Source organism: Paenibacillus sp. FSL K6-1217, assembly GCF_045040735.1.
GTDB lineage: Bacteria > Bacillota > Bacilli > Paenibacillales > Paenibacillaceae > Paenibacillus_AQ.
In genome coordinates this window covers 5,798,606-5,814,532 of record NZ_CP150271.1, presented here as the reverse complement: position 1 = coordinate 5,814,532, position 15,927 = coordinate 5,798,606, and the positions used below count along the sequence as shown (strand labels likewise).

Annotated in this window: 10 protein-coding genes; all 10 read right to left on the bottom strand. The window is 55.5% G+C overall.

Features of this window, described 5'->3' with window-relative positions; genetic code table 11:
- Positions 1-22 precede the first annotated feature (22 nt).
- Complete coding sequence (locus MHH28_RS25705) at positions 23-2,695, bottom strand: glycoside hydrolase (RefSeq protein ID WP_405106774.1); 2,673 nt, start codon at positions 2,693-2,695, stop codon at positions 23-25.
- A gap of 9 nt (positions 2,696-2,704) precedes the next feature.
- A complete protein-coding gene (locus MHH28_RS25700; protein WP_405106772.1) occupies positions 2,705-3,718 on the bottom strand; it encodes a carbohydrate ABC transporter permease in 1,014 nt (337 codons plus the stop codon).
- A 22-nt stretch (positions 3,719-3,740) separates the two neighbouring features.
- Positions 3,741-4,640, bottom strand: a complete 900-nt coding sequence (locus MHH28_RS25695; RefSeq protein WP_405106770.1) for a carbohydrate ABC transporter permease — start codon at positions 4,638-4,640, stop codon at positions 3,741-3,743.
- The gene (locus MHH28_RS25690) at positions 4,637-7,180 is read right to left on the bottom strand and encodes a DUF5696 domain-containing protein (RefSeq protein WP_405106768.1); all 2,544 of its coding nucleotides are present in this window, start codon (positions 7,178-7,180) and stop codon (positions 4,637-4,639) included. Before MHH28_RS25690 ends, MHH28_RS25695 begins: the two co-directional genes overlap by 4 nt.
- 18 nt (positions 7,181-7,198) lie before the next feature.
- Entirely contained in the window at positions 7,199-7,822 is a 624-nt protein-coding gene (locus MHH28_RS25685; protein ID WP_405106766.1) for a Yip1 family protein, read from the bottom strand.
- The gene (locus MHH28_RS25680; protein ID WP_405106764.1) at positions 7,809-9,251 is read right to left on the bottom strand and encodes a tetratricopeptide repeat protein; all 1,443 of its coding nucleotides are present in this window, start codon (positions 9,249-9,251) and stop codon (positions 7,809-7,811) included. Before MHH28_RS25680 ends, MHH28_RS25685 begins: the two co-directional genes overlap by 14 nt.
- 19 nt (positions 9,252-9,270) lie before the next feature.
- Positions 9,271-10,134 carry a carbohydrate ABC transporter permease gene (locus tag MHH28_RS25675; protein ID WP_405106762.1) on the bottom strand — a complete coding sequence of 288 codons (864 nt, stop codon included), beginning with the start codon at positions 10,132-10,134 and terminating at the stop codon, positions 9,271-9,273.
- Between the two features lie 5 nt (positions 10,135-10,139).
- Positions 10,140-11,045 (bottom strand): carbohydrate ABC transporter permease, encoded by a 906-nt coding sequence (locus MHH28_RS25670; RefSeq protein ID WP_379258976.1) that lies wholly within the window; start codon positions 11,043-11,045, stop codon positions 10,140-10,142.
- A gap of 72 nt (positions 11,046-11,117) precedes the next feature.
- A complete protein-coding gene (locus tag MHH28_RS25665) occupies positions 11,118-14,021 on the bottom strand; it encodes an extracellular solute-binding protein (protein WP_405117252.1) in 2,904 nt (967 codons plus the stop codon).
- A gap of 306 nt (positions 14,022-14,327) precedes the next feature.
- Positions 14,328-15,743 (bottom strand): extracellular solute-binding protein, encoded by a 1,416-nt coding sequence (locus MHH28_RS25660; protein ID WP_405106760.1) that lies wholly within the window; start codon positions 15,741-15,743, stop codon positions 14,328-14,330.
- Positions 15,744-15,927 lie beyond the last annotated feature (184 nt).

The following is a 15,927-nucleotide window of genomic DNA, read 5'->3' as shown; positions in this document are numbered from 1 at the left end:
AAGGGTGAACCTGTTTTTTGATTCATTGCATGAACTTGGCGTGCAGTGCGTCATACTCTTGCCGGGTGACCGGAATGACCGTACCATGGCGGGGGCTGGACGGAAGCTCATAATCAGCGGATACCGTCCACTTGCCGGAATTCAGATCCTCCGTCTCCAGCGGGATGTACCCTCTACCTCCGAATTCATCCACAAACAGATACCACTTCTTCTCCGTGTTGGACTGGAACAGGGTCGGCCCTTCAATTCCTTTCAGTCCGCCGACACTCCCGCTAAGCAGCTTCGCCTCAGGTGCAAATATGGAGTCCAGGGACTCCTGGAATACCCTTTTGCCAAACGGAGATTCCGGGCTCTGCTCGCGTTCATCCTTGGTGAATCTGTAGATCTTGCCGTTATACGCCGCCATAGTTGTATCAATGACCGAATGCCCATAGTCCATATAGACCTGCGGTTCTGTGAACGTGCGGAAATCTTGCGTTGTGCTGTACATGATGTTCTGATAGGCGTCCCCGGTATGACTGGAATCGGCGTACATCCGCGAGGCCCAGAATACGATATATTTCCCGCTCTCCTGATCATAGATCACCTCAGGTGCCCAGGTATTCCCTGCCTCCTCCGGCGAGACCTTGGCTTCCCAAGGCTCTGACCAGTCCACGAGATTATCCGATTCCCACACGATGATCGACCTGCTGCCCCGTGTCTGGGCTGCGCCCCAATCCCAATTGCCGTTGATCTTCAGATCGGTGGCGATCAGATAGAACCGGTCCCCTTCAGGCGAGCGGATGATGAAGGGGTCTCTGACTCCCTTGTCGCCCAAGGGGGAGGTCAGCACAGGCTTCCCTCCGTTCAGCTCCTTCCAATGCAGCGGGTCATTGCCTTTACTGAGGGCGAAGTATACCTGCTCGCCATCTTCGGTCCCTTCGCCGGTGAAATAGCTGAACAGATAGCCCGCATATTCCACCGCCGCCGGAATGCCCTGTGCAGCCTGAGTCCCGGTAACCTGAGTTCCTGTAACCTCACCCGGCTGGCCAGCCTCCTCCTCTAACTCCGGCCTGCCTGCCACCAGGGTCACCACCGACTTGGCCGGAATAACGGCCTGGAATACCTGCTCCCCATCTGCTGTCCCATCAGCGGCTGCATCGGCGGTCACATCTGCGCCGCGGGCCAGATCCAGCTCCGCATTGGTTATATAGGAGCGCAAGGCTGATGCCTTCAGTCCCAGTCCGCTCAAGGTAAGCTGCACCCGCTTCTCCTCCAGGCTGTCATTGACCAGCACCGCCGTCAGGCTCTGCTCCTCCTCGTGCACATAAGCAGAGCCGAGCAGCTCGCTCCCGGCTTCCTGGCTCAGACCGGAGAGTCCAATCCGCACCGCTCCGGGGCGGATGAACCTGCTGTAATTGCCGAGCGACCATAGAATCTTCGAGGTCAGAATGTTCTGCCCGTCCCCAGGCTGAGTGTAATCGGTGTACAGCAAGCCGTCCTTGTAATCCACCTTGGATACTGCCGTCCACCACTGCCATGCAGCAGCATTCGCCTCGGTCAGATCGAAGTGAATGGTGCGCGCCACCTGTAGCGCCGGCTCCATTCCCAGATCCCGTCCCGGGCCATAATCGCCCATAATGCAGTATTCGGTGACCCAATATTTGGCCTGCGGATCATATTGCTTCAGATTGCGCTCCAGCAGCTGTCTTAGCTTCACCAGCCGGTCATCGCCGGAATGGCTGTAATCGGACCAGTAGGAATGCGAGGCGATCTTGTTGCCGACCGCTTCCTTCAGCACAGGATCACCCAGCAGATCCTTAATGTATTCCCGGTATTTCCCCAGACCCAGGCTGCCTGCCCCGCTGGAATAGACGCCGCTTCCTGCGAACTCCTGGTAATGCTCATCATCAAGCAGAGAGATAATCTCCACCCCGTCAGGGGCACTGATCTGCGCTTCCAGCCCGCTTGCGCGGAGCTGGCCATGCAGCTCCAGAATCACCCGCTTCAAGTCGTCATTGTTGTAACGGCTGGCTTCCTGCTGCGCATAATTCCAGTCCCAGGTCGGCTCGTTAACGGGACTGATATAATCGAATTCCAGACCCTCCTGTTTGAAGTGCTCCAGCACATCAATCAGGAAGGAGGCGAAGGCAGCCTCAGCGCCTTCCTTCAAATTACTCGACCCTACCTCAGGATCAGGCTGGGCATGACCGTTCCTGGTCATCCAGACCGGCGGGCTGTTGACGAAGGCAATCAGCGTTTCGACTCCGCGCTCCTTAGCCGCCCGCAGGAACCACTGCTGGCCTGCCTGCCTGCTCCAGTCGTACGGATCCTTCTCCGTTAATTTGAAGGCTTCCGTTCTTCGCCACGGATCTGGAATGATCGCCTGATCGGTCTCTGCCGAGCCTGCGCCTATATTGAAGCGCCAGGCTGACAGCCCGATTCCCCCGGTACGCGAGAACAGCAAATCTGCCACCTTGTTCTTATTCTCTTCGGTCCACTCCTTCCCCAGAGGGTTCATGGACCAGGCGTCGGATGCGCCGAAGTTGTCGATAGTCTGATAGCGGAGCTTGCCGTCTATCGTCACTGCCGCATCCGGCGGTTTCTGGTGCTGCACAGGGATTTCCTCCTTCTTCCTATTACTGAACAGAATGACAATCATACATATTAGAATAACGCCGGTAACCGCTGTAACCGCCAGCCGCTTCATGTTCATGTTCTCCTCCTAACCGACCAGACCGGACCGTTCCACACTCTCTACGAAATGACGCTGCACGAATACATAGAGGATAATCAGCGGCAGAATCGCCATCAGCACACTGGTATTCATCATCATGGACATGAAGAACGGGTCCTGAACGAGCGAATTCGCCGCCTGTCCGCCGCCTGTCATATAGGTAGCAATGCCATAGCCGGCCGATGACATCATCGATGACATGACCTTCGGCTCGTTCAGATACATATTGGTGAAGAAGGAGTCATTCCACTGCCACACGAAGGAGAACAGCATCACCGTCACCATAGACGGAACGGCATTGGGCAGAATGACCCGGGCGAAGGTGGCAAAATAGCCAGCTCCGTCCACATAGGCCGCTTCCTCAATCTCCCTTGGAATGCCCTTGAAGAACTGGCGGAAAATATAGACATACAGCCCTGTCTTGACGCCCATCCCGAGCATCGAGGAAATAATAAACGGCCAATACGTATTGATCAGATTGGCCGGCTTCCCCGTGAACAGCTCAATCAGGCCAAGCAGGTCAAAGTTCTTGAAATGCAGGTACAGCGGAATCATGATCGTCTGGGACGGGACCAGAATCGTGAAGATCACTGCCGCGAAGAGCAGCCCGCTCCCCTTGAACTTAATCCGGGCAAAACCGTAACCGGCCAGCACACAGATAAGGGTCTGAAGCACCATGACCGCCGAAGATAACAGCAGGGTGTTCCGCAGTACTGCCGGATAGTTCATCGCTGTGAAGACCAGCCTGAAGTTCTCCAGGGTGAAGGCCTGCGGGATCCAGATCACGGTGGAATCATACAAATCGTCCATGCTCTTGAACGCAATCGACAGCTTCAGCAGGATCGGGTACAGGATGACGAACGATATACCGAAGACCAGTACGAAACGGGCGGTCACCCATAACCATTTTTTCGAAAATTCCACCCAATAGGCGGCCGAAGCCAGCCGGTGCAGCCGCTCTTTCACCGGACGGTGCGGCATTGCTGCGGTCTCTGTCTTCATGAATGCTCCTCCTTCCAAACCGCTAGTCTTGATAAAAGACTTTCCGTGAGATCAGCGCCGTCGTTATCCACAGCAGCAGCGCAATGATGGCAAAATACATCCAGGACATCGCAGCGCTCAGCCCGAAATTGAAGCTCTTGAACGCTGTATCCACCACCATGCGGCTGGTCTTGTCGCTGATGAAGCTGTCGATGATGGTATAGACCAGATTGGTCAGGATCAGCGGGCTGATCATGGGAAACGTAATTTTCCAGAAGGCCTCGTAGCCTGTGGAGCCTTCAATCTTCGCCGCCTCATACAGCGAAGGGGAGATCGATTGCAGCCCCGCCAGGAAGATCAGAATCTGCACGCCCGATTGGCTGACAATTTCATAGATCCGGCTGACCGCTCCGGTCAGATACTGTACCACAGTAGGGCTCAGACCGGATTCGATCAGCAGCGTGGTCAGCTCCAGATTCTTGATTACAGACAGGCCTCCGCCCGTGGAATCACTGGCGCTGCGCACCACGGACTGCATCAGATCCCCGTTCTCAATGCTGGCAATAATGCCCGAGGCCAGAATGACCGGCAGGAAAAAGATGGCCCGGGCCAGCACTCTGCCATGGAACTTCTGATTGAGCAGCACCGCGAAAAACAGGCTGAAAATCAGAATAAGCGGAGTGTTCAGCAGGATGTTCATTACGGATTCCGTTAATGTCCGGACATAGGATTCATGGGAGAACAGCGCCTCCCGGAAGTTCGCGAGTCCGATATACTTCAGCGTGAAGCCCTCGTCATTGACCTGCAGATTACTGAGGCTGAACCGCAGGGAAGACAGCAGCGGCGTCAGGAACAGGAAGCAGAAGCCCGCGAACCAGGGAAGGATGAAGTACAGGCCGTAATATCTGTTTTTTTGCTCCAGGGACAGCTTCTTAAGTCTCATGGCTGCCGTTCACCTCCTACCCGGTAATTCCGTCCGTCTATGGTCACTCCGCCCACACTAACCGGCGTTTGGTTATAATTCACTATGATTGTGGTGCCCGCTTCATAAGCCGTCTGATAGACACCTTCCGCAAGCTTCTTATGCTCGCTGATCGTCTGGGACTGGACACGCTTCAGTACACGGCTCAATTCCTGATACTGCTTCGCTGCCTGGTCCATCCAGCTGCGGTAATCCGCCGAGTAGAGGCTGCCAAAGCCCGTCATCTTGATCTTGGAGGGATCGGCATAGAACCATGTATAGTGCGGTGCGCTCCCGGTCTCCAGCGCCTTCAGCAGACTGAATGCCGCATCCTGATCTTCAGCCATATTCCAGGCGGTTCCGGTATATTGCAGATAGCCGTGATACACCATCTGGAAGAAGGGAATACTCTCATCCGTAATATTGAACCCGCTGCTCTGCATGGGCGCAGCCACAATATGACGGGCGAAGGGAGCCGCGTACGCATTGCCGCCTTCAATCATCAGACGGGGCACCGAGCTGTTCATGCGCTCCAGCTGCTCCTTAATAATCCCCTCGGCCCGCTGGCGGTCTACCAGATCCTCCGCTTTGAAATCGGAATTCAGCCCGCTGCCGAAATCCCGCAGGGACAAGCCGCTCACTCCAAGCTCTGTATAGTCCTTAAGGAAGCCGTCCACCATATCCGGCAGCACCCGGGGACTGACGACATAGCCGGAGGGCTGCTTCACATCCTGCTTGAGGTTAGAGATATCATAGGGATAGGTATGCGCCAGCTTACCCGTAATCAGCCGGGAGGCCTGTGACTTGCCGAGGCCCTTGGCTTCCGGGAAGCTCTGCAGGAACGAAGCATCGGGATATAGCGTAATTCCCTTGTCCTGCGTGTAGGACTGTAGGGCCTGAAGGCCTTTTGCCCCGCCAAGCTTGCTGTCCACAGATACGCTCTTCGGATAATCATGATTGATGCCGCCGTTGAACCATCCGGTATACCGCAGTTGAATGTCCCCGATCCCCTTCTCCTGCATCTGCTCCAGGATGATCTTGGCCTCCTTGAACGAGGTAAGCGGCTCATAAGCGCTGTAGGGAATGCCCAGGAAGAACTTCTTCTTCGGAATGCCGCCGATCAATTCCAGATAGAAGGGCACGCCCTCTGTCCCGTCCAGCCTTGTCATCCCGGTATGTTCGGTCAGGTACTCCCGGTAATACGCGGCCATGCCTGAATAGCTGGCTTCTTCCTTATCCAGGAAGCTGTACGCTACAGTGATATCTCCGGAGAAGGTACCCGCTTGAAATTGCTTCACCGTACTGGAGCGCCAGCCGTTGGTCAGCGTCACTTCCTCCAGACTGCCCAGCGTATAGCTGGAGAAGACATTGTTATACTGATTCAGTCGGCCGCTGACATCCGCCTCCACTGCCGCAACCGCATCCCCGCTCTCGATCACCGCCAGGAAACCGCGGTCCTGAACCTTCATGCCGAATACAGGCAGCCGTGCGGTCTCCTCCTTCTGCACCTGTCCAAGCTGGGTCAGCGCAGCATCCGGCCCGTACATCGCAGTCCGGTAAGGCGAGGCATAGAGCTTGTTATTATTGAAATGGATCAGTGACCCCGAGCCGTCCGGCACCAGGCTGTAGCCCTCATCCTTCGTCCCGCTCGCCCCAAAAAACGGCAGCAGCGACAACGTCTGAATGTGCATGGTATCCGGATACCGGACCTTGTCGCCCGGGATGCTTACCCTTAGCTGCTTCCCGTCCAGCCTGTATTCCAGGGGAAGCGTTACGAGGGCGGCTCCGTCATCCTCTTCACCGTAGGCCGCCTTATCGATGGCGGTTTGCGCCTCATCATAGCCGACCTGCTCGAACAGGGAGGTGACTTTCTTAAGCCCCACGCCCTTGAAGGATGTATCTCTTCGCTCATACCGCTTGTTCGGCTCATCGTACCTGAAGCGCTTCTCAATCTCCCTCTTGTCACTGTCGTTCTCAAGGCGACCGATAATCAGGGTACGGAAGCGTTCTTCGCTGATATATTTGGGAATTCCGTCGATGTTGCTCTTGACCTCCCCGAGCGTGTACACGATGTTCAGGCTGTCGCCGGATTGCTCGATGGTGAACTGGCTGCTCTGCACACTGTGGGTGTAGTTGTCGTAGTTCATGAGATTGCCCTTGTTATCATAGTAGGTCAGCCCGACCTGCACATTCAGCTTCGATTTGTTATATCCGGTGGCTACAGCATCCTGCTCGCGGTCCTGCGGGTTGGAATACCAGAGCGCTCCGCTGCTCTTATCCTTAACGGCAATCTCCGTTGTGGCCTTATTCAGATATAGGGTCAAATATTCATTGTCCAGGACCGCCTTCATGTCTGCGGATAGCTCCGGCGCCTTCGGGGTGCGGGTATCCTGCCCGCTCTGCACTTCAGACTGTACCGCCGCTGCAGCTTCAGGCGCGGATTCCGCCAAGTTCACGTAGGGCGGCACGGCTGCGCCGCTGAGCATAAGCACAACTGCAATGATGGTTAGCTTCTTCTTCAAAGCCTGGCTCCTCCTTTCTTATCCGCGAAGTGAAAGCTCCTGGTAGACGGTATATACAAAACTGACAATTTGCTGGATCAGATTGAAGAACAGCAGGCCCAGGAAGATGATGATGCCCACCACGGCCAGTGTCAGCAGCATGGTTGTAATCGTTTTGAGCACCGTATATTGATGAACCGTCATGGTCCCGATGAACAAGAGCCACATGAACCACAGCGTGGCAACAGCATCCAGCAAATGATAGAAGGAAGCCTCCCGCAGCGTAATCACGTTGCTGAGCAGGATGTTGGGAATGTTGATCAGAATCAGCGGAAGCAGGGCGTAGCCTGTCGTAATGACGATCTCTCCGAACTTCCCTTCCCCGTCCATCAGCGTTGTCAGCGACCAGTTCGCCAGGCACCAGAGCAGGAACGGGAAAATAATATACTTGAGCTCATTGATGCTGTTCAGGGCAAGCGGGTGATTATAATTGACCACATAGCCTACATATTGGCGCTTCACAATCATGGTCAGGGTAAGGAATATAAGAATGCCCAGTGCCATGCGCAGCTTGCCCTTATTCTCGTATTTCAGATCCCAGAATCCGTCGAAGGGGTGGACTACTACATGCAGTGAATATTTAATGTCCTTAAGAAACGGCATCCTGAACCCTCCCTCCTTTTCTCGGCCGCTTCACCAGGCGGACGATGACGTAGCCGCCCAGCAGCACGGCCAGCATTCCGGTCATATACAGGCTGAAGTGATCGCGCATATATTCCCTGCGGTATTTGCCCAGCGCCTTGGAGTAATATTCACGGTCATTGCCCAGCTTCAGATAGGTCATAGCTTCCTTGTATTCGCCTTGGCGGAGCAGCGATTTGCCGATGCCGACATAGGCCATCTCATAGTTGGCATCCAGCTTCAGCACCTCCCGCCACAGCTTCGCGGCTTCATCATGCTTGCCGGAGCTGTACAGGGTGTTGGCTTCATTGACCATGCTGCCGAAGCGGGTCACCGTGAACTCGGTAATTCTCCCCAGATCACGGTCCAGCACATAGAGCGCATCCCCATCGCTCTCCACCGCCGCCGGGTTCTTGAACGTGCCGAGCTGGCTGCCCAATTGGCCGATGACATACAGCAGCTTGCCGTCATCATTGTAGGTGAAGACCCGCCCGCGCGTGGCGTCCAGTGTCCGGTAGACACCGCTTCCGGTCACATCAATGTCAATGAAGGCGGAGCGGTCCAGGCTCAGATCGCCGATCGGCGGGATCTCCCTGCTGACCCGCAGGACATCGATGCCAGACGGATTCAGTCTTTTTACAGGAGAGAAGGTCTTCTTATCCACGGTAGTGGTATAGATGAAGCCATCTTCATCGGCATCTAGATTATTGAATTCCAGCGGAATGAACTGCACCATCTTCTCGCGCTGCTCCTTGGTCGATACCGACTTCCAGAACAGATCCACAGGATCGAACTGCACCTTGTTCGTGCCCATGAAGCCTGTGAACTGCCCGTCGCTGTCGAACTCGATCAGCCCTTCGTATACCCCTCTGCCGACCACATAGATGCGGCCTGCCTTATCCACAATCACCTTCCGCGGAAAATACTCAAAAGACGCTCCGATCACATCCGCCTTCGGCGCTCCGATCTCCCGCACGAAGCTCCCTTCTCCGTCCAGCTCGACCAGCCGTCTGTTCTCCGTGTCCGCCACGTAGATCCGGCCGGCGTCCGTAACGAAGATCCCCTCCGGGTTATTGAAGCTGTCCTGCTGATCCCCGTTACGGAAGCCTTCGATCACGCGGAGTGTGTTCCACTCCTGATCCAGCACCACAATCCGCCCGTTCCCGGAATCGAGTACATAGAGCAGCCCCTCAGCCGAAACAAACAGGTCCCCCGGAGCGTTCCAGGCTCCCGTCCCCGCCTCTTGCCCGGTGATGGCCCTCGAAGGAAGATAAGCAATCGGCGACTGAACCGCCTCGCCCCAGTAGGAGTAGGTATATCCTTCATACGGCGCCGCCCCGGCCGGCTTAGGACATAAGCCCGCAAGCAGCAGCACGGATACAAGCACCAGTATCGATGACTTTATTCTCAACCCTAACGCCTCCATCGCCTCAGTCCTTCATGCCGGACGAAGCCATCGTCTGAATCACATTGCTCTGTGACAGAATGAACGTCACAATCGGCACCGTCATCATAATCACCGCTACCGCGGCCCCGACTCCTGCACGGGCGATCCCGCCCTGAATAATCTGGCCCATCGCATAATGCAGCGTCTTGAGCTGCTCACTGTAGATGAAGCTGCCGCCGTCCGTGCCCCATAGCATCTGCATCATCAGGATGAGCAGCGTCAGCCAGGCCGGCTTCACCAGCGGCATGACGACCTGCCAAAAGATGCGGTATTCACTGGCTCCGTCAATCTTCGCCGCCTCCAGCAGCGCATCCGGGATCTGCTCCATGAACTGCTTCATTAGATAGAGTCCAAGCGGATAGGCAAAGGCTGGAACAATAACCGCCTGGTAGGAGTCCATCCATCCCAGCGCGGACATAATCATATAATTCGGTATCGCGGTGACATGCGGCGAGAACATCAGCGACAGAACAACCACGGTGAACAGCACCTTAGAGCCGCGGAATTTATGCTTCGCCAGCGGATAAGCCGCCGCCGAGGCCAGCAGGATATGTCCGGCCGTTCCGGCTGCGGTAATGAATACCGTGTTGAATATATATCTGGAGAACGGCACCCATGAATTCTTCATCACCTGAAACAGATTGGCGAAGTTCTCAAATGTAGCATTCCGTACAAACAGCGTAGGCGGAAAAATAAACAGCTCATCCAGCGGCTTGAACGCATTGTTAATGACATAAATTAACGGAATCGCCATGAAGGAGCCGAATCCGGCCAGGGCCAGGAACAGCAGGGCGTCGACCTGCCAGGAACGGTTAACTTTTTTGTTCAGACGTAGAGCCAACTTCATCCCGCTTATTCACCCACCCTCTTCAGCAGCTTTTGAACAATCAGATTGCTGCCCAGCATCATTACGAACAGCACGGTGGCAATCGCCGAGGCGTAGCCCATCTCGAAGCGGATCGTACCGTAATCCACCAGATGGGTTACGATCGTATGCGCCCCGTACTGCACACTCGGGAAGCCTGCCAGCGCCATAGCCACATCGGCAACCGCCAGGGACGCCGTAATCTGAATGACCGCGCCGAACATCAGCTGCGGACGCATGGAAGGCAGGGTGATGAACCACAGCTCCTGCCAGCGGTTTTTGACGCCATCCACGGCTCCTGCTTCATACAGCGTCTTGTCAACGGTCTGCAGTCCGGCGATGAAGGCCAGGAAGCTGGTCCCCAGGCTTAGCCAGAGCTGTACCAGCATGATGATCCCCAGCATATACTTGGGGTCCTGCAGCCATTGGATCGGCTCGTAGATTACGCCAAGCTGCATGAGAAGACCGTTGATGATCCCGTAGGAGTCACTGGAGAAGATAATCTGCCAGATGAAGAAGACATTCCCCGAGATCGACGGCGCAAAAAAGATCAGGGTCATAAACGCCCGGAGCTTGGGATTCAGTTCGTTGATCAGCCAGGCAAACAGAAAACAGGCGATATAGCTGACCGGTCCGGTAACCACCGAGAAAATGAGCGTATTCTTGACCCCGATCAGGAACACATCATCGTTCCAGAGCAGCTTGGAGTAATTCTCCCAGCCGATCCAGCGCGGCATCTCCAGCATATTGAAGTGCGTGAAGCTGAAGATGATCGAAATAACAACCGGCAGTACGGTAAACAACAGAAACAGCACCATATATGGAGCCAGCAGGACGTACAGGTGCTTATCCCGCCGCACATCCTTGCCGAACAATGCCCAGTAATTACGCAGCCCGGAAGGGGACAGCCGGGGCTGAATCAAGGGTTCGGCCGTATTTTTCACTTTCTGCACAAGAGTCCCTCCCTATTCCCTTCGTTTCAAATCGAACTCTGCTCTCTTCTGATCAATCTCATAGTCGATCTCCTGCACATAATCGTACAGGGCATCGGCGGTGTTCGTTCCATTGTTGATGACCTCGCGCAGGGCATTGTCCAGATGGCGGCCTGTGAAGTAACCACCAGGCACCTCAGGCACACCCTGCACCCATTGCCACTGCTCCTCCAGATGGCGGTAATCGCTTGTCGGCCACGGCAGCTCCTTAAGCGCTTCAACGTTGGCGGTCGGATACCGCGCAGCCGCGCCCATCAGGCCCTCCATCTCCCGGCCGAAGCGGACCTGCGAATCCTTGTCTACCCACCACTTCATGAATTCCCAGGCCGCCTCCTTATTCTTGGCCTGCTTGAGCATAAGCGCGGCGGTGCCCCCGCTGGCAACATCCCTGCGGATGCTGCCGTCCGGCTGTTTCGTGCCCGGAACCGGAATGAATTCCCACAATCCCTTAATTTCCGGCGCCGATACGCTCAGATAGTTATAGAAGGTATAGTCCTGAATGCCGACCGGCATCTCGCCGGTACGGAACCGCATCGGGAAGTCGAAGATCAGCGGCAGCTTATAGCTGGTATAGAAATTGGTCCAGTTCTTGAAGGCAGCCAGCCCCGTCTCGGTATCGAGTCCGCTCTTGGCTCCGTTATTCAGATAAAAGGATCCGCCCATCTGATAGAGCAGCATGGCATAAGCGCGGTTAACCTCCAGTACCGGCACGCCTGTCGTCTGCGCGAGCGGCAGCGCCATATCCATCCGGTGCTTCTGCAGCACCGGAATCATCGCGTAGACCTCATCCCAGGTCTGCGGCGGCTGCAGATTCAGCTCCTGCAGAATATCCTTGCGGTAGAACAGCATGTTGAAGATCTGCTGCTCCGGCAGGGCGAAGACCTGATTCTCGAACCGGTACGGCACGAGCGCACTGTCTCTGAACTGCTTCACCACCTCATCGTAGCCGGGATACTTCGACAGATCCTCCGCCGCCTGGCGCATCCCGAAGTTCACCGGCATATCATTGCCGACCTGCATCGCCACATCCGGGCCTTCCCCGGCCAGCGAGGCGCGCAGCAGCACATTCGGACTCACCAGCTTCAGGTTGACCCCTATGCCGGTGAGCGGGGTAAATGTATCATCAATCATTGCCTTCAGCACCTGCGCCTGATCGCGGCCGGTTCCGATCCATACATCAAGGGTCTCGCCGTTCTCCGTGGTATTGCCAATCGTGTTGTAATCCTCGAAGAACGAATAGGTGAAGGACGACACCTCATGCACAAGCTTGCTGAACCCCGAAGCATTCGCCTTCGGCAGCTTCACATCCGGCGAAGACAGCAGCAGATAATCAATCTCCAGCGGCTGCTCCCGTACCTCCAGAATCCAGGAGCCTACGCTGCCGACATTGATTTTGAACTGCGCCAGCCGTTTCTGCACCGTTTCCGGCTTGTCGGCCATGTCCGCCAGCTGATAGGCAGTTTTATTCAAGGTTGCAGTTTTATCACTCTTCTCACCTGTAAGCCGGACCAGCTCTTCCGATACGCCGTATAGAATCTGGCTCTGCTCACGGAAGACCGCCGTCATATCCGGGATCTGCTCCTCCAGCCGGTAATCGCGGTAAGGATCTGGCACATTGCCTGTGATCATCAGGATTTTCCGGTACATGGCATTCATATCCAGCACGCTGGCCTCCACCTGGCGCAAGAGCGGCGCAATCGCCCCAAGGCTGACCTCCAGCTGCAATTCGTGAGTTCCTTTGCTCAAATAGAATAAATAAGGCTCTGTCCCGTTCCCCAGCCGGTTCATCTGCCAATCCGAATCGTAGTAGAACGGAATTTGCAGCATTTCCCGGAACGGAATCTCTCCGTCAATCCGCAGGGAGCGTGTGGAATAAATCCCTCTTAGCAGCTCCTGCCTGCCCTTGATTGTAATGTTGTAGAGACCATCCTCCGGCGCTTCGACTTCCCAGGCGATCCATTGGCCCGGTACGCGCCAGTTGTTGCCGCCAATCGTGTTCATTCTGATCTTGGAGACATCGTAAGGCTCTGTCGAAGGGCTTGAGCGGTCCGTGACCGGATACAGGGTTGGAGAGGATTTGTAGGCAGCCGCTTCCCCTTGCACCTTAACCGTATGGCCGCTCGTGGCCTTATACCCTTGCGCTTCGTAAGTCTGCTTCACCTCTGCGTAGGTTGCGGGTGCAGCGTAGCTGTGCAGCTTAATATAGTCGATGACCATCGGTTCTCTGCCCGACACCAGCGTCAAGGTGTGACGTCCGGCGGGAAAATAGAATTGATAAGGCTCCTCATAGTAGCCCTCCGTATCTCTCAGCAGCGTCTCCTCCCAGGCCGGAGCTTCAATCTGGCGCGGCCGGAGGTCATTGTCCCGGTTATCCTGCTGAATCTCAGGATTCTCATTGACCCAGATCCGCCCGAAGGACAGATTGCGGGCACTGGCGAACGGAAGCTTGCCGTCGATCAGCAGCTCACGTTCAATGGCCGAGCTCTTGCCCTTCACCGGATAATACCGGACAGAGATGTGGTATAGCCCGGTCTTCGGCACATCCACCTGCCACTCCACCGAACCGCTCTCCTCCGTTCTGACGTATCTTCCCGTCTCCCCGCCAAGCTCATTTAGCACCTCCGGGCTCATTGCCTCGGCCCCTGTATAATCGGCTCCCTTCAGCATAATTTCTTCACGGGGCTGCTCTTCGCCCTCGTATTGCTGCAGATAATGCTCATAGCTGCCCTCTGGCAGCTGCCGCACCTCCTGCCCGTTCCCCGTTACACCCTGCACCTCGGCAGCAGGCCGCTCTGCGCTTGCCGCAGGCAGCGCCATCATGGAGATCAGCATGACGGTTACCAGTGTCCGGTGAAGCGCCCGCCGGGATAATGACATTCTCACTCGGGTTCCCTCCTCTAGCAGACTTGCAAATTAAGAGTGATACAGATGCAGCTCGTTACATTTCGAGTGGTAACGGCCTTGCCGTCCTTTGGAAAGACGGTACCGTTGCAGCGCATGAGTTATTGTGTGAGACATATACATTCTTATATCTCAAGCGCACAAGGCTATGCCGCCCTAGAAGGGCGGCTGCCGGTTCTTCTGGCACAGCAGGAATGGCATAAGACAAGCAGGTATGGCACAAGACAAGAAGGTATGCCATAGGCAAGCAGGAATTCTCCTTGTTATGAGCTGTCTGTCCAGCTATTTCTTCTCTTTATCCTGCTCGCCGCTCAGTACCTTCTTGGCTGCGGCCTGCGCTGTTCCTATCACTTGGGCAACCCCGGTGGACGGCGTGACCTCGCCCTTGAGGAATTTCTCAGTCACCTTATCCAGCTGATCCTTGACGCCAAGACCGCCGTAGCGTCCGCCGAAGACCCGCTCCACCTTACCCGCATCATTCATCGCATTGGTGATTGAGGCTTCATCCGGCAACACATTCTCCATCGACAATCTGCGGTTCTCCTGCCAGCTGTCGAACGGCTGCAGATCCTCCCAGATCTTCACGATTGTTTCCGCATCCTTGACCCCTTTGGGAATGGCGTAGGCTGCCGTCTGGCCCAGCGGATCGTAGTACTTATCCGCCTGCGGTCCTTTTGGAATATAGACATATCCCCATTCATCCTTCATCTTGCCGAGAATACGTCCCTCGATCTCCCACAGGCCGCCAGGATACATCGCAACGGTCCCTTCTCCAAAATACTTGGCCGGGTCTTCCCAGTCATTGCCTTCGTTCGGCTTGAACACCTTATCCTGCGTATACAGCTTATGGAGGAAGTTAAGCGCTTCCATGGATGCCGGTGAATCAAAGACCGCCTTCTGGGTAGCTTCGTCGTAGATTTTGCCGCCGTTGCTGGCGATCAGCAGCTCCGAGATCACATAATGGGCTCCGGCCAGACCGTATTGGTCCATCTTGCCGTCCCCGTTCTTGTCAATCGTCAACTTCTTCGCCGCTTCCAGCATCGTATCCCAGTTCCAGTTATCCTCATCCATCAGCTGCTGCGGGTCCTTCAGGCCTGCTTCCTTGAAAATACGCTTGTTGTAGAACACGCCGCTGTCGTTCGGACTGTACCAGCTCTCCAGGCCATAGACCTTGTCGCCGCCGAAGCGCATGGAATCAATTACACTCGGCTCGATGAGGGAATCCTTCAGATAATCATCCAGCGGTGTAAGGAAGCCTCCATGCATCAGGCCCCAGATGAATCCGTCCGGCAGCCGGACAATCTCGGCAAACGGATCGCTCGCCATAACGGAAGAGGACAGCTTCTCGGCGGTGGACCAATACTCTGTATTCAGGTATTTAATCTTGACGTTGTATTTCTCTTCCACCGCTTTGATCCGCTCGCGGGCCAGCTCATCTGCCTCTGAATCCCCGACAGGAGTGGCATCCCACCAGTGGGAGATGCGGATCTCCCGCCCGTTCAGGTCGGCCGCCGGCTCCTCCTTGGGCGCTTCCGTTGCCGCCGGTGCCGTTTCACTGGCTGCCGGAGCCTGAGTCGCCTCCGCTGCCGGTGTTGCCGGTGCAGACGCGTTGTTGCCCCCGCTGCAACCGGTTACAAGTGTAACTACGGCTGTCAGCAGCATTAACCAAGCCGAGCTTTTCTTCTTCAACTGTTTCACTGTTCGCCACGCTCCCCTAATTTCAGTGATATTAAGCTAATCCAAGCCTGTATGCGTCCGTACCCCGCTCCCTTCCAATGTCATATTTATATAGTGGCGGATGCCAGCATATAAGCCATTAAGGAAAGTCTTGAAGATAAACCTTGAAGTGATGAAAAGAAAACCTGGAAATAAATGAACTTGG

Excerpts from the sequence above, each read along its gene's own strand:
- MHH28_RS25705 (WP_405106774.1), bottom strand. The coding sequence starts at position 2,695 with ATGAACATGAAGCGGCTGGCGGTTACAGCGGTTACCGGCGTTATTCTA.
- MHH28_RS25700 (WP_405106772.1), bottom strand. The coding sequence starts at position 3,718 with ATGAAGACAGAGACCGCAGCAATGCCGCACCGTCCGGTGAAAGAGCGG.
- MHH28_RS25695 (WP_405106770.1), bottom strand. The coding sequence starts at position 4,640 with ATGAGACTTAAGAAGCTGTCCCTGGAGCAAAAAAACAGATATTACGGC.
- MHH28_RS25685 (WP_405106766.1), bottom strand. The coding sequence starts at position 7,822 with ATGCCGTTTCTTAAGGACATTAAATATTCACTGCATGTAGTAGTCCAC.
- MHH28_RS25675 (WP_405106762.1), bottom strand. The coding sequence starts at position 10,134 with ATGAAGTTGGCTCTACGTCTGAACAAAAAAGTTAACCGTTCCTGGCAG.
- MHH28_RS25665 (WP_405117252.1), bottom strand. The coding sequence starts at position 14,021 with ATGTCATTATCCCGGCGGGCGCTTCACCGGACACTGGTAACCGTCATG.